Genomic DNA, 20,547 nt, shown 5'->3' on the forward strand with positions numbered 1-20,547 from the left:
CTTGCTGGCTCAGGAAACCTCATTGAAGTTAGGCATCAAGAACAAGCGACTGCGAGCAGGCTGGGATGAGAATTACTTACTCAAGATTCTGACCGAATAAGATGCGTTTGCCCTGATCGTCCAAATCAGACTCCGAGGACTTCCATCCCTAGTTAATGTGAGTAACTCAGGAGGCGTTCATGATTGTACACCGTCGGCTTTGCTATGGGATCTTGAAAGGCTGGAATCAAGATCCCGCATACGTTCTTTACCTCTACCGAATATCGGAGACATCCATGTTTTTGTCCTCTTTGAATTAATCGAGAGGACAAAAACTATGGGAGTTAGGACGATCGTGCCTAGCTCGATTTCGTTCACCGTTGAGTTGCGTTGCTCAACCGAAAGACGGTATCGAGTCAGTGTAACGTTGGATTTGCAGGAGCGTTACATCTTTGTGTCCTCTGGTGTTATCCCAAACATTAGCGGTGCGATTGAAGAGTTCGTGTCTCAGTTAAGTGAGATAGCGTCTAATCAACTGGCATTGCTGAAGTGGGATGGCACGAGCGACTTGACGACGGAATATCAGATTGTTCGAGTGTTGCCGGGATATCAAGTTGAACGATCGTTAGCGAAGTTCAACATTGTCATCGGTAGTGGTTCACTGATTCAAGTGGAGGAGTTGCAGAACAAAATCATCATTCAACTCTAGATGAAGGGAACGATCGCGAAATTACCTCTTTGAAGGCTGACGGAAATTAAGCGATCGTCCCTTAATCATCTGAAGGGCTAACATTTTAGGTTGAATAGGATGAATTCTCGATCTCATTCCTGCTCACCCTTTACAGTTCGTAATCAGTCTAGTGAGCGATCGCACTCCTGAAAGTTTTAGACTTTTAAGATATCGCCAACGTTAGCCAGCTTTATCAGTCCTATGTTTCCAACTCACCGCCCTCGCCGTCTGCGTGCCCATCCTCAACTACGTCGGATGGTTCGTGAGAATGTGTTGACTACCAGTGATTTGATCTATCCGTTGTTTGCGGTTCCGGGTGAAGCGATCGCCAAAGAAGTTCGCTCGATGCCGGGGGTGTTTCAGCTATCGATCGACAAAATCGTTGAAGAAGCAAAAGAAGTCTACGATCTCGGCATTCCTTCAATTATTTTGTTTGGCATTCCCGCCGATAAAGACACCGATGCGACGGGCGCATGGCACGATTGCGGCATGATTCAAAAAGCGGCAACGGCGGTTAAAGAAGCGGTTCCCGATCTAATTGTGATTGCCGATACTTGCCTCTGTGAATACACGCCTCATGGTCATTGTGGCTATCTCGAAGTCGGTGATTTGTCAGGACGGGTTCTCAACGATCCGACCCTAGAACTGCTTAAAAAAACGGCGGTTTCTCAAGCAAAAGCCGGAGCCGATATCATTGCGCCTTCGGGCATGATGGATGGGTTTGTGCAAGCAGTGCGGCAAGGGTTAGACGAGGCAGGATTTCAAGACACGCCGATTATGTCCTATGCGGCAAAATATGCGTCCGCTTATTACGGACCCTTTCGAGATGCGGCAGAATCGGCTCCTCAATTTGGCGATCGCCGCACCTACCAAATGGACCCTGGCAACGCTCGTGAAGCCCTTAAAGAGATCGAACTCGACATTGCAGAAGGCGCAGATATGCTGATGGTCAAGCCTGCGCTGTCTTACATGGATGTAATTTATCGCGTGAAGGAAGCTACAAATCTGCCTGTTGCCGCCTATAACGTGTCGGGCGAATATGCAATGGTGAAAGCTGCTGCTCTCAATGGCTGGATCGATGAAGAGCGCGTCGTAATGGAGACGCTGACCAGCTTTAAGCGGGCGGGTGCTGACTTGATTCTCACCTATCACGCTAAAGATGCGGCTCGTTGGTTGGGCGCGTAGGCTTTTACGTCGAATTCATAAACCACAGTCCCCTATCAACTACTAAGGATCATGAATTAAATTAACGTCAGTTCGATGAAGTTCTTTCGCTTCGTTATTCAGCGCTTCAGCCCCCTAAATCCCCCGAATTGGGGGACTTCAAGCCAAAAATTCCGGTTCAAAGTCCCCCAGTTTTGGGGGATTTAGGGGGCTTCCCAAATTCATAATCGGAGCGAACCATGTCTGTCGAACTCACGTTAAAGAATATTCTGAATTCTAGTTCAATCCCAAATGGTGGCGTAGAGCTTGGCGCATTGTCTCAACTGGGACAGATTGCTGAGTCCAGATTTTGAGAGCGGCGGCTCCTTGTTGAATCAGCATTTCTAGACCGTCGATCGCAACGCTTCCCCGATCGCTAACCTGCTGCAAAAGCAGAGTCGGATTAGGCGTATAAATCAAATCGTAAGCAACGACTCCGGCCTTTAATTGATCAACTTCTGCTGGCGTGAGTGGAGATTTTTCAATGTGAGGAGACATGCCGATCGGCGTTGCATTCACCAACAGATCTGCACGAGGCAACCACTCAGTCAACGTCTCCCAAGCGTGAACCTGCAAGCCAAATGAACGATTCCAACTTTGAGAAAACGCTTCTAGCTTTTGAGCATCTCGTCCGACAATGTGAATTTCAGCACAGCCTAATTCCACACATCCCGCAACGACGGCTCTAGCGGCTCCACCGTTTCCTAAAATAACGGCAACTGACTGACTCCAATCTCGCTGCATTGATCGCAAAGGTGCTAAAAATCCTTCTGCATCGGTGTTGGTGCCGCTCCAGCCTTGATCCGTTCGCCAGACGGTGTTGACCGCCCCGATCGCTTGCGCTACTTCAGAAATCTCGTTCAATAGCGGCATGATCGTTTGCTTGTGGGGAATCGTGATGCTAAAGCCTTGGATGCCGATGGCCGCAAATCCTTTAATTGCCTGTTCTAAATTTTCGGGCGCGATCGCAAAGGGCAGATAAACAAAATCGGCACCCATTTCCGCAAGGGCGGCATTGTGCATCAGGGGCGAAAGAGAATGCGCGATCGGGTGTCCAATCACGCCTAGCAGCCTCGTTTCTCCCGTGATTTGCGTCATGTCTCTGGGTTCAACTGGTCACGAACTCGAAACAGAACGGAGTTGGCGTGAGAGGGCAACCCTTCAGCCTTTGCCAAAATATCGATCGCGTTCGCTGCCTTTTGCAATGCGATCGGCGAATATTGCACCAGGCTAGAGTGCTTCAAGAATGTTTCAACTCCCAGAGGTGACGCATATCGAGCCGATCCAGATGTGGGTAGCGTGTGGTTGGGCCCTGCCAAATAATCGCCTACTGCTTCCGGGGTCGAGCTTCCTAAAAAGATCGCGCCTGCGTGACGAATATTTTGCAGCAACGCCCACGGATCGTCTACTTCAAGCTCTAAATGTTCGGGCGCAAAGTCGTTTGAAAGTTCGGCGGCGGATTCTAGAGAATCTACGATCGCGACTAAACCGTAATGCGCGATCGCTTTCTCGGTCAAAGTTCTGCGAGGGTGATCCATCAGTTGTCGCTCAACCTCATCCACCACTTTCCGCGCCAAAGTAGAATCTGTGGTGAGCAAAATAGCGGCTGCCATCGAATCATGTTCTGCTTGAGCCAGCAAATCTGCTGCGATATAAACTGGATTTGCCGTTTCATCCGCAATAATCAAAACTTCAGACGGGCCCGCAAGTGAATCGATGCCAACTGTTCCATAAACCAGTTTCTTTGCCAACGTCACATAGATATTGCCTGGGCCTGTGATCACATCCACTTTGGGGATAGTTTCGGTTCCATAGGCCAGAGCCGCGATCGCTTGTGCGCCACCGACCCGATAGATCTCGTCTACTCCAGCTTCTTGAGCTGCCACCAAAACCGCCGCATTAATCACCTTATCTTTGCCAGGTGGAGTCACCATGACAATGCGAGGCACTTGAGCAACTTTTGCAGGAACGGCATTCATCAAAACCGTGCTGGGATAACACGCTAAACCGCCAGGAATATATAGCCCAGCGCGATCGACGGGAGTATAGCGTTTGCCCAAGACAATTTCGTCTTCTCCAAAATGCACCCAGCTTTTGGGCACTCGTTGTCGATGAAACGCCTCAATTTGCTGACGGGCTTGCTGAATTGCCATCAGCAGTTCTTTAGAAACCTGCTGATAAGCCGCGTCAAGCTCAGAGCCACTGACTCGCAGCTCTTCAGGCTTAATTTTTTGGTGATCGAACTCTAAGGTGTAATCTAACACCGCTCGATCTCCGAGTCGCTTAACCGCTTGCAAGACCTCCCGAACCGTCGCTTCTTTATGAACAACTTGATCGTCGTGAGTGCGATCGCAAATTCGTCGCAGTTCAGTTTTAGCCTCAGTCCACTGAGTGATGATTCGCAGCATGGAGTGTAGAAGTGTCAGACTTGAGATAACCCGTCTAGAAAAAAGGGCTTGAACCTTTCTAGCAACCTTGCCAATGCTAGACAAACCCTATCATCGTTACTCTAGCTTAACCCGGATTTTTAGAGGTGTATGCGATCGTTGAGATGTTAATGCTATAGTTATTTGTCTAGCGATTCTTGTGTCCAATAATAGTTATTCTTCTGGGATTTACTGTGGCTAATATTAAATCCGCGATTAAACGCGTCGAAATTGCAGAACGGAACCGTCTTCGTAACAAAGCATACAAATCAGCCGTCAGAACGCTGATGAAAAAGTGCATTGCAGCCGCAGATACTTACGCGGCTGAACCGTCTCCAGAAGCCTTGGAAGCTGTGAAAACCACCATGTCTTCGGCATTCAGCAAGATTGACAAAGCGGTGAAGCGGGGAGTCCTGCATCCCAACACAGGTGCCCGCCGTAAGTCTCGCCTTTCTAGAGAAGTCAAGAAGCAAACGGCTCTCGCATCCTAGAAATCTGTCATTGGGTTGATGATTTTAGGTTTGTCCTGAAGGATTTCATGCAACTGATCGACACCCATGTCCACATCAACTTTGATGCATTCAAGCCAGACTTGGATGCGATCGCGGCTCGTTGGCGAGAAGCGGGGCTAGTTCATCTAGTTCACTCCTGTGTCGAACCTGCCGAATTTGCTGAGATCCAGGCACTTGCCGATCGGTTTCCTGAGCTTTCCTTTGCAGTAGGGCTACATCCCCTGGATGTCGAAGAAAAGTGGACGGAAAGTTCTTCTCAGCAGATTATTGCCTTGGCAAAGTCTGACCCGCGGGTGGTAGCGATCGGGGAAATGGGGTTAGATTTCTTTAAAGCAGAAAATCGAGTGCAGCAGATTGAGGCATTTGAGGCGCAACTCGCGATCGCTCGACAGCTTGATCTACCCGTGATTATTCACTGTAGAGAGGCTGCAAAGCCAATGGCGGAGTTGTTGCGTCACTTCTATCAACAGCATGGCTCCGTGAAGGGCGTGATGCACTGTTGGGGCGGCACCCCCGAAGAAACTCAGTGGTTCTTAGATTTGGGCTTTTATATCAGTTTTAGTGGCACGGTGACCTTCAAAAAGGCGCTTCAGATTCAAGAATCTGCAAAAATGGTGCCGAGCGATCGTCTCCTGATCGAAACAGATTGCCCGTTTCTAGCTCCCGTTCCTAAACGAGGTGAAAAGCGCAATGAGCCGTCTTATGTGCAATATGTCGCTCAACAAGTGGCTCGTCTAAGAGAAACTCCCGTTGAGCAACTAGCCGCCCAAACGACTGAAAATGCTTGCCAACTCTTTAGTTTGAAGATTTCTTAACCCTGCCTTTCTGCTCCAAGCTAATTGACAGAGTTTAGATCTCACAAATTTGTTGATTCGTCAACCCACAAAACCGATTTGCTGCGCCATAATACTAGAAGGTGCAAATCATGCCCCATGAACGAGAGCTTCTACCAGGTTTTATTTTCCTCAGTAAAGCTTGAATCTGTCAGACGCTCAATTAAATCACCTCATCGATTGTTGGAAGAATTGGAAACGAAGCGAGCAACCAACAACCCACAACTAAATATCCAGGTTTTTGGATTCCTTTTGGGATTCCAAACTTTTTTGCATTGACTTATTTGTGCAAATAGTATAAAATTCAGGGTTCGCGCTGGGCGTGACCCTTCTGAGGAGACGCATGACTGAGCAGACCTACACCACCCCCGCCTTTGTTTTGCCGGATTTGGTCGAAATTCAACGGGCTAGCTTTCGCTGGTTTCTTGAAGAAGGCTTGATCGAAGAACTCGACAGCTTTTCGCCTATTACTGATTATACAGGCAAGCTTGAGCTTCACTTTTTAGGAAAAGACTTCAAGCTGAAGCCCCCTAAATATGATGTTGATGAGGCAAAGCGGCGCGATAGCACCTACGCCGTACAAATGTATGTGCCGACCCGTCTGATTAATAAAGAGACGGGTGAAATTAAAGAGCAGGAAGTTTTCATTGGCGATTTGCCGTTGATGACTGATCGCGGCACCTTTATCATCAACGGCGCTGAACGAGTGATTGTGAATCAGATCGTTCGCAGCCCTGGTGTCTACTACAAGTCAGAAACTGACAAAAACGGACGGCGTACCTACAATGCCAGCTTGATTCCTAACCGGGGTGCATGGCTGAAGTTTGAGACCGACAAGAATGATTTGGTCTGGGTTCGCATTGACAAAACTCGCAAGCTTTCTGCTCAAGTTCTGCTAAAGGCTTTGGGGTTGAGTGATGGCGAGATTTTTGATGCACTACGTCACCCTGAATATTTTCAGAAGACGATCGAGAAAGAAGGTCAGTTTGGCGAAGAAGAGGCTTTGATGGAGCTTTACCGTAAGCTTCGTCCTGGTGAACCGCCAACGGTTTCGGGTGGCGCTCAACTTCTAGAGTCTCGTTTCTTTGATCCCAAACGCTACGACTTGGGCAAAGTGGGGCGCTACAAGCTGAACAAGAAGCTCCGCCTCAGTGTTCCCGAAGGAACGCGGGTGTTGACTCCGCAGGATATCTTGTCTGCAATCGACTATTTGATCAACCTGGAGTTTGACACCGGAAGCATTGACGATATTGACCACTTAGGCAATCGCCGAGTGCGATCGGTGGGCGAACTTCTGCAAAACCAGGTGCGAGTCGGTTTAAACCGCTTAGAGCGAATCATTCGGGAACGCATGACGGTCTCTGATGCTGATTCTCTGACTCCTGCCTCGTTGGTCAACCCGAAACCGTTGGTTGCTGCGATTAAGGAGTTCTTTGGCTCCTCTCAGCTATCGCAGTTTATGGATCAGACCAATCCTCTAGCAGAGTTGACTCACAAGCGGCGTATCAGTGCATTAGGGCCAGGGGGTCTGACGCGAGAACGGGCAGGCTTTGCAGTCCGAGACATTCACCCGTCTCACTATGGGCGGATTTGCCCTATTGAGACTCCTGAAGGTCCAAACGCGGGTCTGATTGGTTCGTTAGCCACTCATGCTCGTGTGAATGCTTACGGATTTATTGAGACTCCTTACTATCCCGTCGAAAACGGTCGAGTCGTGAAGGATCATCCTCCGATCTATATGACTGCTGACGAAGAAGATGATCTGCGGGTTGCCGCAGGTGACATCACGATGGATGAAAACGGCTACATCATTAGCGAAGAAGTCGCGGTTCGCTATCGGCAAGATTTCACCGTTGCGACTCCTCAAGAGGTAGATTACGTAGCAATTTCTCCGGTGCAAATCATCTCGGTGGCAACTTCGCTGATTCCCTTTCTAGAACACGACGACGCAAACCGAGCGCTGATGGGTTCAAACATGCAGCGTCAAGCGGTGCCCCTGTTGCGTCCTGAGCGTCCCTTAGTGGGAACTGGCTTGGAAGCGCAAGCTGCCCGTGACTCTGGGATGGTAGTCGTCAGCCGTACCGATGGCGAAGTCACCTTTGTGGATGCCGATCGGATTCGAGTTCGCGATTCTCAAGGCGGCAAAGATATCAGCTATGCCCTTCAGAAGTATCAGCGATCGAACCAGGACACTTGCTTAAATCAGCGTCCGATCGTCTTTGTGGGCGATAAGGTGATTGCGGGTCAAATTCTGGCAGATGGATCTGCGACTGAAAAAGGTGAACTGGCGCTTGGTCAAAACATTCTCGTGGCTTATATGCCCTGGGAAGGCTACAACTATGAGGACGCAATTCTGATTAGCGAACGCCTAGTTCAAGAAGACGTTTACACCTCAATTCACGTTGAGAAATTTGAGATTGAGGCCCGTCAAACCAAATTAGGTCCAGAAGAAATCACGCGTGAAATTCCCAACGTCGGTGAAGATGCGCTGCGTCAATTAGATGAGACAGGCATTATTCGCATCGGAGCTTGGGTCGAGTCAGGCGATATTTTGGTCGGCAAAGTGACTCCAAAAGGGGAATCTGACCAACCGCCTGAAGAAAAACTCCTCCGAGCCATCTTCGGTGAGAAAGCCAGAGACGTGCGGGACAACTCCCTGCGAGTGCCCAACGGCGAAAAAGGTCGGATTGTTGACGTACGGGTGTTTACTCGTGAGCAAGGTGACGAGTTGCCTCCTGGCGCTAACATGGTCGTCCGTGTTTATGTGGCACAGAAGCGTAAGATTCAAGTTGGCGACAAGATGGCAGGTCGTCACGGCAATAAAGGGATTATTTCTCGGATTTTGCCGATCGAAGATATGCCCTATTTACCCGATGGCAAACCCGTTGACATCGTGCTTAATCCCCTCGGTGTACCAAGCCGGATGAACGTGGGTCAAGTCTATGAGTGTCTGCTAGGCTGGGCGGCTGAAAATCTGAACGTTCGCTTCAAAGTTGTGCCATTCGACGAAATGCACGGCGAAGAGAAGTCTAGAGAAACCGTTCACGCCAAGATCAGCGAAGCACAAGACAAGCGGATTAAATCAACGGGTGGACAAGATGGCTATTGGCTGTTTAACCCCGATAACCCTGGCAAAATTCAGGTTTATGACGGGCGGACTGGCGAAGCCTTCGATCGTCCGATCACGGTGGGCAAAGCCTATATGCTGAAGCTGGTTCACCTGGTTGACGACAAGATTCACGCTCGTTCGACGGGTCCCTACTCTCTGGTGACGCAGCAGCCTCTGGGTGGAAAGGCTCAACAGGGTGGTCAGCGATTTGGAGAGATGGAAGTGTGGGCACTGGAAGCATTTGGTGCTGCCTATACGCTGCAAGAGTTGTTGACGGTGAAGTCAGACGATATGCAGGGGCGAAACGAAGCGTTGAACGCGATCGTCAAAGGCAAAGCGATTCCTCGCCCTGGCACACCTGAATCGTTCAAGGTGTTGATGCGTGAGCTTCAGTCACTCTGTCTTGATGTTGCAGTTCACAAGGTCGAAACCAAGGAAGACGGCAGCAGTAAGGATATGGAAGTTGACTTGATGGCAGATGTAAACAGTCGTCGCGCGCCTTCTAGACCGACTTATGAATCCATTTCTAGAGAAGCGATGGACGAAGAAGAAGACTAAAGAGGGTGCTAGGTGCCGAGTGGCAGGATTTCCTGAATTCGGCACCTGAATCATCCTTTCTCGATACATTTTTCTAGCATCAATTGAATAGAGGAAAAACTACGCGATGCCAAAGCTAGAACAGCGATTTGACTACGTTAAAATTGGTCTGGCATCTCCCGATCGTATCCGTCAGTGGGGAGAAAGAACTTTACCCAACGGGCAGGTTGTGGGTGAAGTTACCAAGCCAGAAACCATTAACTACCGCACGCTCAAGCCTGAAATGGATGGCTTGTTCTGTGAGCGAATTTTTGGACCTGCTAAAGATTGGGAATGCCACTGCGGTAAATATAAGCGGGTGCGGCATCGCGGCATTGTCTGTGAGCGCTGCGGCGTAGAAGTGACGGAATCTCGCGTCCGTCGTCACCGTATGGGCTATATCAAGCTTGCCGCTCCGGTGGCTCACGTTTGGTATCTTAAGGGCATTCCGAGCTATATGGCAATTCTGCTAGATATGCCTCTACGGGATGTTGAGCAAATTGTCTACTTCAACGCTTACGTGGTGCTGAACGCGGGCAATGCAGAGCAGCTAACCTACAAGCAACTGCTCACCGAAGATCAGTGGATCGAAATCGAAGACGAACTCTATAGCGAAGACTCAAAGCTGTCGGGCATTGAGGTTGGTATCGGTGCAGAGGCCCTACAGCGGCTGCTGCAAGATATTCAACTCGACACCGAAGCCGAGCAATTGCGGGAAGATATCGCGACTTCTAAGGGGCAAAAGCGAGCCAAGCTGATCAAGCGCCTGCGGGTGATGGACAACTTCATCGCCACAGGTTCTAGCCCTGATTGGATGGTGTTAGACGTGATTCCAGTCATCCCGCCTGATCTGCGCCCGATGGTGCAGTTGGACGGGGGGCGGTTCGCGACTTCTGACTTGAATGATCTCTATCGTCGCGTCATTAACCGCAATAACCGTCTGGCTCGCCTTCAGGAAATTTTGGCTCCTGAAATCATCGTCCGCAACGAGAAGCGGATGCTCCAAGAAGCGGTCGATGCCTTGATTGACAACGGTCGTCGGGGTCGGACTGTGGTCGGCGCAAATAATCGTCCGCTCAAGTCTCTGTCTGACATCATCGAAGGAAAACAGGGTCGTTTCCGGCAAAACCTTTTGGGTAAGCGGGTCGATTACTCAGGTCGTTCTGTGATTGTGGTCGGGCCCAAGCTCAAGATTCATCAGTGCGGGTTGCCGAGAGAAATGGCGATCGAGCTATTTCAACCCTTTGTGATTCACCGTCTGATTCGTCAGGGATTGGTCAACAACATCAAAGCAGCGAAAAAGCTGATCCAGCGCAACGATCCCACCGTTTGGGACGTTTTGGAAGAGGTGATTGAAGGGCACCCCGTATTCCTGAATCGGGCACCGACGCTGCACCGTTTAGGCATTCAAGCCTTTGAGCCAATTTTGGTCGAAGGTCGAGCCATTCAACTGCATCCGCTGGTTTGTCCTGCGTTTAACGCTGACTTTGATGGCGACCAAATGGCCGTTCACGTTCCGCTCTCGATCGAAGCTCAGGCAGAAGCGCGATTGCTGATGCTGGCATCTAACAACATCTTGTCTCCGGCAACGGGTCGTCCGATCATCACGCCTAGCCAAGATATGGTTTTGGGCTGCTACTACTTGACGGCGGACAACCCGGCGGCTCAAGAAGGTGCGGGTGGCTACTATACCAACTTGGAAGATGCAATCAACGCTTACGAGCAGAAGCAAGTTGAACTTCATGCCTATATCTGGGTGCGCTTTGACGGTGACGTAGATATGCCCGACATCGAAGAAGAGCTAGTTGAAGAAAATGAATCGCCTGATGGCATTGTCACCAAGGTCTACAACTATCGTCGGACACGGGAAGACAAGGATGGCACCCTGATCTCTCAATACATTAAGACAACTCCGGGTCGCATCATCTACAACAAGACCATTCAAGAAGCTTTAGCGATCTAGGATTTAAAACTCAAAATCCGAAATGGTAAGCGAGGGCAATTTGAGATGTTGGATTTTGGATTGCCCATTCAAATCCAAAATCCAAACTCTAAAATCCAAAATCAGCACAGGTGGGGCACACGATGGCACAGAATTCAGAGAAGCAACTTTTTCGCAATCAGGTGGTCAACAAAAAGCAGTTGACGAACCTCATTGCTTGGGCGTTTACAAACTATGGCACCGCCCGTACTGCTCAAGTAGCAGACATGATCAAAGATTTGGGCTTTCGCTATGCAACCAAGGCGGGTGTCTCAATCAGTGTGGATGATTTGCAGATTCCACCCACCAAGCGTCAGTTGCTAGAAGCGGCGGAAGAAACGATTCGAGAGACTGAAGAGCGCTACACTCGCGGAGAAATCACCGAGGTGGAGCGATTCCAAAAGGTGATTGACACCTGGAACGGCACCAGTGAAGAACTCAAAGACGAAGTGGTGAAGCACTTCCGCGCTAACGACCCGCTAAACTCTGTCTATATGATGGCGTTCTCTGGAGCCAGAGGAAACATCTCTCAGGTGCGGCAGCTAGTGGGAATGCGCGGTCTGATGTCAAACCCCCAGGGGGAAATCATCGACTTACCGATTAAAACCAACTTTCGAGAAGGGTTGACTGTCACCGAATACATCATCTCCTCCTATGGTGCCCGGAAAGGACTCGTAGACACTGCCCTCCGAACGGCCGACTCTGGCTATCTCACCCGTCGTCTCGTAGATGTGTCTCAAGACGTGATCGTGCGAGAACTTGACTGCGGCACCGAGAAAGGGATCGTAGTCCTGCCCATGGTGGATGGCGATCGGGTGCTGATTCCCCTCAAAGATCGGCTCTTGGGTCGAGTTGCCGCCGCCGATGTCATTGATCCTGAAACGGGTGAAGTGATCATTGCCCGCAACCAGTCCATCAATAATGCAGACACCCAGCGAATCGGTCGAGCCAAAGTTGAGCAAGTGATCGCCCGATCGCCCCTCACTTGTGAAGCGGCCCGATCGGTCTGTCAACAATGCTATGGCTGGAGCTTGGCACACGCGCACCTGGTAGACATCGGTGAAGCGGTCGGAATTATCGCGGCGCAGTCGATCGGCGAACCGGGCACCCAACTCACCATGCGAACGTTTCACACGGGTGGGGTGTTTACGGGTGAAATGGCGCGTCAGGAAAAAGCCAACTTCGATGGCACAGTCCGTCTGCCAAAACTGATGCGAACTCGTCCATTGCGAACTCGGCACGGGGAAGACGCGCTGATTGTCGAATCAACTGGCGCTGACACTAAGGTGCTTTTAGAGAGCAAAGACGGCCAGAAGCAAGCCTTTTCTGTCTTGCAGGGTTCTACGCTGCTAGTGCGGGATAAGCAGTCGGTGAAAGCCGGACAGATCATGGCAGAAGTCCCGCTGACGGGTCGGGGTCGCAAAACGACTGAAAAAGCCGCAAAAGATGTCGCCTCTGACCTAGCAGGTGAGGTCAAGTTTGAAGACCTAGTGCCTGAAGAGAAGAAAGATCGGCAGGGCAACACGACTCGGATTGCTCAAAGAGGCGGTTTAATCTGGATTCTCTCAGGAGAAGTCTATAACCTACTGCCGGGTGCTGAACCTGTGGTCAAAAACGGCGACTACATTGAAGCCAATGGCGTGATTGCAGAAACGAAGCTAGTCACCGAAAACGGTGGGGTGGTGCGTTTACCTGAACAGGCAGAAGGCAAAGGTGGACGCGAAATCGAAATCATCACCGCTTCGGTCATGCTCGATGAAGCCCGTGTGCGGATTGAAACCCATCAGGGGCGTGGCGGCGATCAATATATGCTGGAGACTAACAGCAATCAGACCTTTTTGCTAAAGGCGACTCCTGGAAGTCAGGTCACCAATGGTCAAACCGTCGCCGAGTTGGTGGACGATCGCTATCGCACTCAAACGGGCGGCATCATTAAATATTCAGGGGTCGAAATTGCCAAACGAGGCAAAGCCAAGCAGGGTTATGAAGTCATTCAAGGCGGCACTCTGCTCTGGATTCCTGAAGAAGCTCATGAAGTCAACAAAGACATCTCCTTGCTGCTTGTGGAAGATGGTCAATACGTTGAGGCAGGCACCGAGGTGGTTAAAGACATCTTCTGTCAAAGCAATGGCGTAATTGAGGTGACTCAAAAGAACGACATTCTTCGAGAGATTGTGGTTAAGCCGGGTGACCTCCACATGATCGACAATCTGGATGCGGTTGTGACGAAAGAAGCCACGCTAGTGAATCCCGGTCAACAGGTGATGCCTGGATTGACGGTGGATGAATTGCGCTACGCGGAGTATGTTGAAACCCCTGAAGGCCCGGCGATCTTGCTGCGTCCGGTAACGGAGTTCAAGGTTGCCAATGAGCCTTCTGTTCCGAGCCAGGAATCTGTGAGCGAAGAGTCTGGGCGCGCTATTCGTCTACGTGCCATTCAGCGCTTACCTTATAAAGATGGTGAGCGGGTTCGGTCAGTAGAAGGAGTAGACTTGCTGCGAACTCAACTGCTGCTAGAAATCGATAAAGACGCGCCTCAGTTAGCCGCCGATATTGAGCTAATTCCCGATGAAACCGATCCTGAGTTAATGCGCCTACAACTGGTGATCCTAGAATCGCTAGTGATTCGTCGCGACATTGCGGCAGATACCACCCAAGGCAGCACCCACACTCACGTTTTAGTCAACGATGGCGATCAAATCACGCCGGGGGCAGTCATCGCTCGAACTGAAATTCAGTGTAAAGAAGCGGGTGAAATTCAGGGGATTCGTGAAGGAGCCGAGGCGATTCGTCGCATCTTGGTCGTTCGAGAAGCCGACAAGGTTGTGATTGAGACGAAAAACAAGAAACCCACAGTCAAACCAGGCGACTTGATGGTAGCGGGTTCTGATCTGGCATCTGGCTTTAAGCTAGTAGAGTCGGGTCAGGTGCTTGAGGTCGGTGACACTCAGGTGACGATGCGAATTGCTCGCCCTTATCGAGTGTCGCCGGGTGCGGTGCTGCACGTCGATGACGGTGACTTAGTGCAACGGGGTGACAACCTAGTGCTGCTGATTTTTGAGCGGACTAAAACAGGAGACATTATTCAAGGTCTACCGAGAATTGAGGAACTCCTGGAAGCCCGGAAACCTAAAGAAGCCTGTGTTTTGGTTGAACGACCGGGCACCGCACAAGTGGTCTACGGCGAAGACGACTCGGTAGAAGTCAAGGTCGTCGATAAAGAAGGACTGGTCACCGAGTATCCGATCGGCCCGGGTCAAAACTTGATCATTTCTGATGGTCAAGAAGTGCTGTCTGGAGAACGACTGACTGACGGCCCAGCTAACCCTCACGAGTTGCTTGAAGTGCTGTTCCGGGCCAACAAAGAAACTCTGGGAATTCACGACGCTTCAATGATTAGTTTGCGAGAGGTGCAAACCTTCTTGGTGAATGAAGTGCAGTCAGTCTATCAGTCTCAAGGCGTTGATATTTCTGACAAGCACATCGAAGTCGTCGTGCGGCAGATGACTTCTAAAGGGCGGGTCGATGATGGTGGAGACACTACGATGCTGCCCGGTGAATTGGTCGAACTCTATCAGATCGATCAAGTCAACGAGGCGATGTCGATTACTGGCGGTGCCCCTGCGGAATATACGCCAGTGCTGTTGGGCATCACCAAGGCTTCACTCAACACCGACAGCTTCATCTCGGCGGCGAGTTTCCAAGAAACGACTCGTGTGTTGACCGAAGCGGCGATCGAGGGCAAGTCTGACTGGTTGCGCGGTCTTAAAGAAAACGTGATCATCGGTCGCTTGATCCCGGCGGGGACGGGCTTTAATGCTTATGAAGAGACTGGCACGCCTGATATGGACATCGCCTATGATGGTTCGCCAGTGTTTGATGACGAAGCCGATCTTAACGAGGTTGTGCTTGACGATCGCAGTGCCCGCAGCTATGGCTTAGATAGCTTTGATGAGCGTCCGAGTTTTAGCTTCGAGAGCTTTGGCGGTGGCACAACTCCTGCTGCCGAACCCGATGTTTTCTCTCCCATCTTGGAGGAGGAGGATCTGATTGATGATGGGGTCGATGATGACGTAGAGGATGACGTAGAGGATGACGACCTTGAGGTTGATGACGTTGAAGTTGATGACGAAGTTTAAGTTCTGCTAGAACGCCTTAAATTAGTTCTAATGTCCTCCCCGTTTAACAACAGGGAGGATTTTTTGTGATTGACCGGAATGCGACACGTTATATCCATTTGATTTGTGGATGTGATAGATCCGCGAGAGGACACGGCAGTGCCATGTCCGTACAGTAGGGGCACGAAATGTCGTGCCCTCTCGAGATCGTTCGATCGGTCGCAATTGTTTTTGAAATTGGTATTGTTATAATGCGATCGCAGTTATATTGCCAAACGACTTATGAGCAGTCCCCTACTCATTATTCAAAAGTTAGATCTGGAGAACTGCCAAATTCCAGGCTATTTTGTCATCAGTACGGCTCCTATCAACGTTGAAGATCAGTCGCAAATTAAGAATCAGACTGACCCGGAAATCTTTATTCAACAAATCACTCAATACTTAAAAAATCATGGGGAAGATGCAGAAATTCTAATCATGATTCATGGCTACAACACGGGTCAGTCGGGGGCAGAATGGTGGTATAAGACTGCTTGCGAATATATTTCTCAACATTATCAAAAAGCGCCTAAAGGTTTATTAGTAGTTGGTTATCGCTGGTCTTCAGAAAAAATTTCTGAAGGTGATTCTGGAAATTTTAAAGATAAAATCAAGTTTACTCAGCAGGCACTACCCAGGCTGTTGAGTTTGATTTCAAAGTTAGGAATTGTTGGAGTTATCGTGGGTTTGATCGGCACGATCGCAGGCATTTTCGCAGCGCTGTCTCTAACTTTTGGCGTAGAGATTCTACTGGCTTTTGTGGTTCTTTTAATTCTCTCTTTAATTGCGATCTCGCCGATTTTAACGATCGTGGCTCTGAGACTCACTGGTTACTTTCGAGATACTTTTCGGGCAGCTAACTATGGGGTATCTGATTTAGTTGAATTCATTCGGCAGTTAGATCAGTCCCTAGTGCAAAATGTCGGAGCTGACGATCGTCAAACTCAAACTGCCCATCATGAGCAGCGCCGGATTCGTCTGTCTTTTATCGGTCACAGTATGGGCGCTTTTGTAGTGACCAATGCTGTCCGAATTTTGTCAGATGTTTTCGATCCAGGGTCGATCGGAAACTTGGATGTTAACAATCGAAACAAATGCCCTTCTTCTGAGATTGGCAACGCACTTTGTTTAGGAAAACTCGTTTTAGTTGCGCCCGACATTCCGGCAGAAGCGATCGTGTCGGGTCGAGCAAACACGCTGCGATCGTCACTGCGTCGCTTCCAAGAAGCTTATCTCTTTTGCAATGAAGGAGACATGGCGCTGAAGCTAGCTTCGACCTCGGCTAACTATTTTAGCTTTCCGGCGAAAACCCGCGATGGCGGCTATCGACTCGGCAATGTGATGGTTAGAAACTGGTTAGGACGTGGCAGAGAATCTCGTCAATCAGCCTCATCGAGTATCGTCAACCAAGCTGAAGACGGTCAATTAGTGAATGCGAGAGGAGCAGGCTTTTTAGATTATTTATTTATTCGTGAGCAAAAGCCTTTGTCGGAGAGACAACTGCAAGTCGGGTTAGAGGAAAATCAGAAGTCGATCGCTGAACTTTTTACCTATTTTGACTGCACCAATTATCAAGAAAAGTATCATGATCCTAAAACAGGTCAAGAGAAAGAAGTTGGGATCGTGAGCCGCGCTTTAGGCAAATCATTTCTAAGCTTTAGTGATTATGTTTCTCTGAGCTTAGACTTTTTTAGCGGGAAGATTGATACTCACGGCGGATATATTTTTAGCTCTCAAAATCGTCCCCAACCCGAACTCAGCAAGCGGCTAATTTATGGACTGAGTTGTCTTGGGTTTGAGGGCTTTTTAGAAACCCTAAAAACAGATGCTTTCTTTGAACGATCGCTTGCCAAAATTGTAGCCTTGCATCCCAATCTAACGGCACTTCAGCAAGAAAAAATGGCTTTGCTGCAAACCCTTTCGCACTTGTGTGGAGAAAGAGGAATGCAAGTTTTGTTAGCACCTGAACGCTATCACGTTGATATTCTGGGACAGAGGCGCGATCGCAACGACTACTAACTTTCAATAAACCGTATCTTTAAACCACGTCAGTTCGACGAGGTTTTTCGCTTCGTTGTCGGCGGCTTCTGCCCCCTAAATCCCCATTCTGGGGGACTTTGAACCGGAAATTTTGGCTTGAAGTTCCCCAAACTTGGGAATTTAGGTAGCTCTCCCGAATTCACAACCGGAGCAACCCACTTCTGTCGAACTGACGTTTAAACAAGAAGTTTGAAGTCTGAATCAGCCGAGGCAAGTTGTAGATGGATGTTATGCCGATCGCAGTTGAATTTCAACAGGTTGCTTATTATTTAGGTCAGCGCTCTCTCGTACTCAATCTCAACTTTAGAATTGAGTCAGGCGAAACGCTGGTTTTACTAGGTCGAAGCGGCTGCGGCAAAACGACCACGCTGCGGCTGATCAATCGCTTGCTGACTCCGGCTCAAGGAGAGGTGCGAGTTGAAGGCATTTCGACTTGCGAGTGGAATCCGATTCAGCTACGACGGCGGATTGGTTATGTGATTCAGGAGGTCGGGCTATTTCCTCACTTTACGATCGAGCGAAATATTGGGGTCGTGCCGTCTCTGCAAAAGTGGGAGCCGTCACAGATTAAAAAGCGCGTGTTAGCGCTCTTAGAACTCGTTGGGTTAGAACCCGATCGCTTTGCTCAACGATATCCGCACGAGTTATCCGGGGGGCAACGGCAGCGAGTCGGAGTCGCGAGAGCGCTGGCGGCCGATCCGCCAATCTTGTTAATGGATGAGCCATTTGGGGCACTCGATCCGATCACTCGCGTTGAGCTTCAGCAAGAATTTCGGCAATTGCAGCAGCGTCTCGGCAAAACGATCGTGTTTGTCACGCACGATATTCAAGAGGCTTTTACCCTCGGTTCTCGAATTGGCTTAATGCAAGCGGGTGAGTTTGTGGTGATGGCAACGCCCGAAGAGTTTGTGAAATCGACCCATCCAGAAGCCCAAGCGTTTTTGAGGGTGAGAGGCGAATGGAATTCTTAAATCGCTATGGCGAAGAAATCTTACAGCGCAGTGGACAGCATCTATTTTTGGTGTTTACGTCGATCGCAATCGCCGTTCTCATTGGCATTCCGTTAGGTATTTTGATTACTCGCAAACCCGCGTTAAGTAGACCTGTGCTGGGCTTTGCTAATGCGATTCAAACAATGCCGAGTTTAGCGATTTTTGGGTTTCTGATTCCGGTGCCATTCATTGGTGGCATTGGGGCGAGAACGGCGATCGTAGCGCTGATTCTCTACTCGCTTTTGCCGATTATTCGCAACACTTATTTAGGAATTATGGGCGTTGATCCGGCCATTCGAGAAGCGGGAATGGGCCTGGGAATGACCGATCGTCAGCTTTTATTGCAGGTTGAAATTCCGTTAGCGTTGGGGGTGATTTTAGGCGGTGTGAGACTTGCCACCGTGATCGGGGTGGGGCTGGCAACGATCGCGGCGGCGATCGGCGCAGGCGGTTTGGGAGAATTTATTTTTCGTGGTGTTGCGGTGGTCGATAGTCAGTTGATTTTAGCGGGGGCAATTCCGGCTGCGATAATGGCGTTAACGGCCGATTTTGCCCTGGGTTTAGTTGAGCGTCGTCTCACTTTAAAGAAATGAACTTAAAACGATTTTTTGTGTTTTTTCTATTGATGGTTGCTCTGGTGACTGGAATTGCTGCCTGTAGTTCGGGAGGCGATCGCGTTGTAATCGGCACTAAAAATTTCACCGAACAAGTGATTTTAGGAGAAATTCTGGCCCAACAAATTGAGGGCAAAACAAGTCTGAAGGTCGATCGCCGCTTTAATCTTGGCGGGACGCTGATCTGTCAACAGGGCATGATTTCTGGAGATCTCGACCTCTATCCAGAATATACAGGCACGGCTTACACTACGATTTTGAAGTTTCCGGCGATCGCAGATGCCAAAAAAGTTTTTGAGCAACTCAAACAAGAATATCCTGCTCGCTACAAGCTAGAGTGGACGGCTCCGTTTGGGTTTAACAACTCGTTTGCGATGGTGATTCGGGGTGACGATGCCAAAAAATATAATCTGCAAACTCTTTCACAAGCGGCGAAATATACCCCTCAATGGCGCGCTGGATTTGGGTTTGAATTTCTCAACCGAGAAGACGGGTTTCCGGGGTTGTCGAAAACTTACAATCTCAAATTTGCCGAGTCTCCAAAAGTGATGGATTTGGGGTTGCTCTATCGGGCACTTACGGATAAGCAGGTCGATTTCGTGGCGGGTAATACAACTGATGGCGTGATTCCGACGTTAAATTTGGTGGTGCTAAAGGACGATCGTCAATATTTCCCCCCTTATGAAGCGGCGGCGATCGTGCGTCAAGAAACACTCCGCAAACATCCTGAGTTAAAGCAAGTGCTTGACCAGTTGGGCGGCACAATTTCTGAGAAGAAAATGCAGGAATTAAACTATCGAGTCGATGGCAAAAAAGAAGATGTTAAACAAGTGGTTCGAGAGTTTTTGCAGTCAAAATCTTGATCATTCTCATCTGTCTTCTGATGAAATGTGAGTTCGACGAGTTTTTTCGCTTCGTTCTCAGCGTCTTCTGCCCCCTAAATCCCCCATTCTGAGGGACTTCAAGTCAAAATTTCCGGTTCAAAGTCCCCCATTTTTGGGGGATTTAGGGGGCTTCCCGAATTCATCATCGGAGTGAACCACTTCTATCGAACTCACGTTAATGAAGAATCGGCATCACCATCAAACATGACAATAAAGGTTTCGTCGGGCATGAGTCGGCGCAAAACGTGCAGATATCCATCAGCATCTGAGCGGTTGCGACAACGCGCGACGACAATGCGCTGCATATTGGGAAGCAATCGCACGACTAACCACCTATTGAGGCGGTCTCGATAGGGCATAATAATGAGTGTCTCCATTGAGTTTGGAGCTTTAGCCAGTGCTGAACTTTCCACGGGACGCACTGGCTTTTCGCTTGCTTGAATATTATCACGCTTATGCAGATCAGTGATCAGCTTGTGGGAAAAATCACTAATCTGCATAGAAGCAGTGA

14 protein-coding genes are annotated in these 20,547 nt (G+C 49.4%); 11 read left to right on the plus strand and 3 right to left on the minus strand.

The features are described 5' to 3' along the window. The first annotated feature begins 316 nt into the window (after nt 1-316). Together BRW63_RS22110 and hemB are read left to right on the plus strand one after the other, a co-directional pair. On the plus strand, nt 317-688 hold the full coding sequence (locus tag BRW63_RS22110; RefSeq protein ID WP_073074565.1) for a hypothetical protein: 372 nt from the start codon (nt 317-319) through the stop codon (nt 686-688). A gap of 222 nt (nt 689-910) precedes the next feature. Beyond that, nucleotides 911-1,894 carry a porphobilinogen synthase gene (gene hemB, locus BRW63_RS22115; protein ID WP_073074566.1) on the plus strand — a complete coding sequence of 328 codons (984 nt, stop codon included), beginning with the start codon at nt 911-913 and terminating at the stop codon, nt 1,892-1,894. 255 nt (nt 1,895-2,149) lie between these two features. On the opposite strand, the gene BRW63_RS22120 is transcribed toward hemB, so the two are convergent. Then, entirely contained in the window at nt 2,150-3,010 is an 861-nt protein-coding gene (locus BRW63_RS22120) for a shikimate dehydrogenase (protein WP_073074567.1), read from the minus strand. After that, nucleotides 3,007-4,320: a histidinol dehydrogenase gene (hisD, locus tag BRW63_RS22125; protein ID WP_073074568.1), complete on the minus strand. Its 1,314-nt coding sequence runs from the start codon at nt 4,318-4,320 to the stop codon at nt 3,007-3,009. The genes BRW63_RS22120 and hisD overlap by 4 nt, the downstream gene beginning before the upstream one ends. Nucleotides 4,321-4,532: 212 nt before the next feature. Here hisD and rpsT point away from each other — a divergent pair, with 212 nt between their 5' ends. The 9 genes from rpsT to BRW63_RS22170 all read left to right on the plus strand — a co-directional run bounded on the left by rpsT (nt 4,533) and on the right by BRW63_RS22170 (nt 20,015). Then, on the plus strand, nt 4,533-4,829 hold the full coding sequence (gene rpsT, locus BRW63_RS22130) for a 30S ribosomal protein S20 (protein ID WP_073074569.1): 297 nt from the start codon (nt 4,533-4,535) through the stop codon (nt 4,827-4,829). A 47-nt stretch (nt 4,830-4,876) separates the two neighbouring features. Next, nucleotides 4,877-5,665, plus strand: coding sequence for a TatD family hydrolase (locus BRW63_RS22135; RefSeq protein WP_073074570.1), 789 nt, complete (start codon nt 4,877-4,879; stop codon nt 5,663-5,665). Nucleotides 5,666-6,026: 361 nt separating this feature from the next. Next, nucleotides 6,027-9,350: a DNA-directed RNA polymerase subunit beta gene (rpoB, locus tag BRW63_RS22140; RefSeq protein WP_073074571.1), complete on the plus strand. Its 3,324-nt coding sequence runs from the start codon at nt 6,027-6,029 to the stop codon at nt 9,348-9,350. A 106-nt stretch (nt 9,351-9,456) separates the two neighbouring features. Continuing rightward, on the plus strand, nt 9,457-11,331 hold the full coding sequence (locus BRW63_RS22145) for a DNA-directed RNA polymerase subunit gamma (protein ID WP_073074572.1): 1,875 nt from the start codon (nt 9,457-9,459) through the stop codon (nt 11,329-11,331). A 122-nt stretch (nt 11,332-11,453) separates the two neighbouring features. Then, nucleotides 11,454-15,488, plus strand: coding sequence for a DNA-directed RNA polymerase subunit beta' (locus tag BRW63_RS22150; RefSeq protein ID WP_073074573.1), 4,035 nt, complete (start codon nt 11,454-11,456; stop codon nt 15,486-15,488). Nucleotides 15,489-15,749: 261 nt separating this feature from the next. Next, nucleotides 15,750-17,525, plus strand: a complete 1,776-nt coding sequence (locus BRW63_RS22155) for an alpha/beta hydrolase (protein WP_073074574.1) — start codon at nt 15,750-15,752, stop codon at nt 17,523-17,525. A gap of 251 nt (nt 17,526-17,776) precedes the next feature. Beyond that, on the plus strand, nt 17,777-18,517 hold the full coding sequence (locus tag BRW63_RS22160; protein ID WP_073074594.1) for an ATP-binding cassette domain-containing protein: 741 nt from the start codon (nt 17,777-17,779) through the stop codon (nt 18,515-18,517). Then, nucleotides 18,505-19,131: an ABC transporter permease gene (locus BRW63_RS22165; RefSeq protein WP_073074575.1), complete on the plus strand. Its 627-nt coding sequence runs from the start codon at nt 18,505-18,507 to the stop codon at nt 19,129-19,131. Before BRW63_RS22160 ends, BRW63_RS22165 begins: the two co-directional genes overlap by 13 nt. Next, a complete protein-coding gene (locus BRW63_RS22170) occupies nt 19,128-20,015 on the plus strand; it encodes a glycine betaine ABC transporter substrate-binding protein (protein ID WP_073074576.1) in 888 nt (295 codons plus the stop codon). The genes BRW63_RS22165 and BRW63_RS22170 overlap by 4 nt, the downstream gene beginning before the upstream one ends. Nucleotides 20,016-20,206: 191 nt before the next feature. On the opposite strand, the gene BRW63_RS29125 is transcribed toward BRW63_RS22170, so the two are convergent. After that, nucleotides 20,207-20,536, minus strand: coding sequence for a hypothetical protein (locus tag BRW63_RS29125; protein ID WP_223257471.1), 330 nt, complete (start codon nt 20,534-20,536; stop codon nt 20,207-20,209). Between the last annotated feature and the right edge of the window lie 11 nt (nt 20,537-20,547).

Source organism: Phormidesmis priestleyi ULC007 (assembly GCF_001895925.1).
Lineage (GTDB): Bacteria > Cyanobacteriota > Cyanobacteriia > Leptolyngbyales > Leptolyngbyaceae > Phormidesmis_A > Phormidesmis_A priestleyi_A.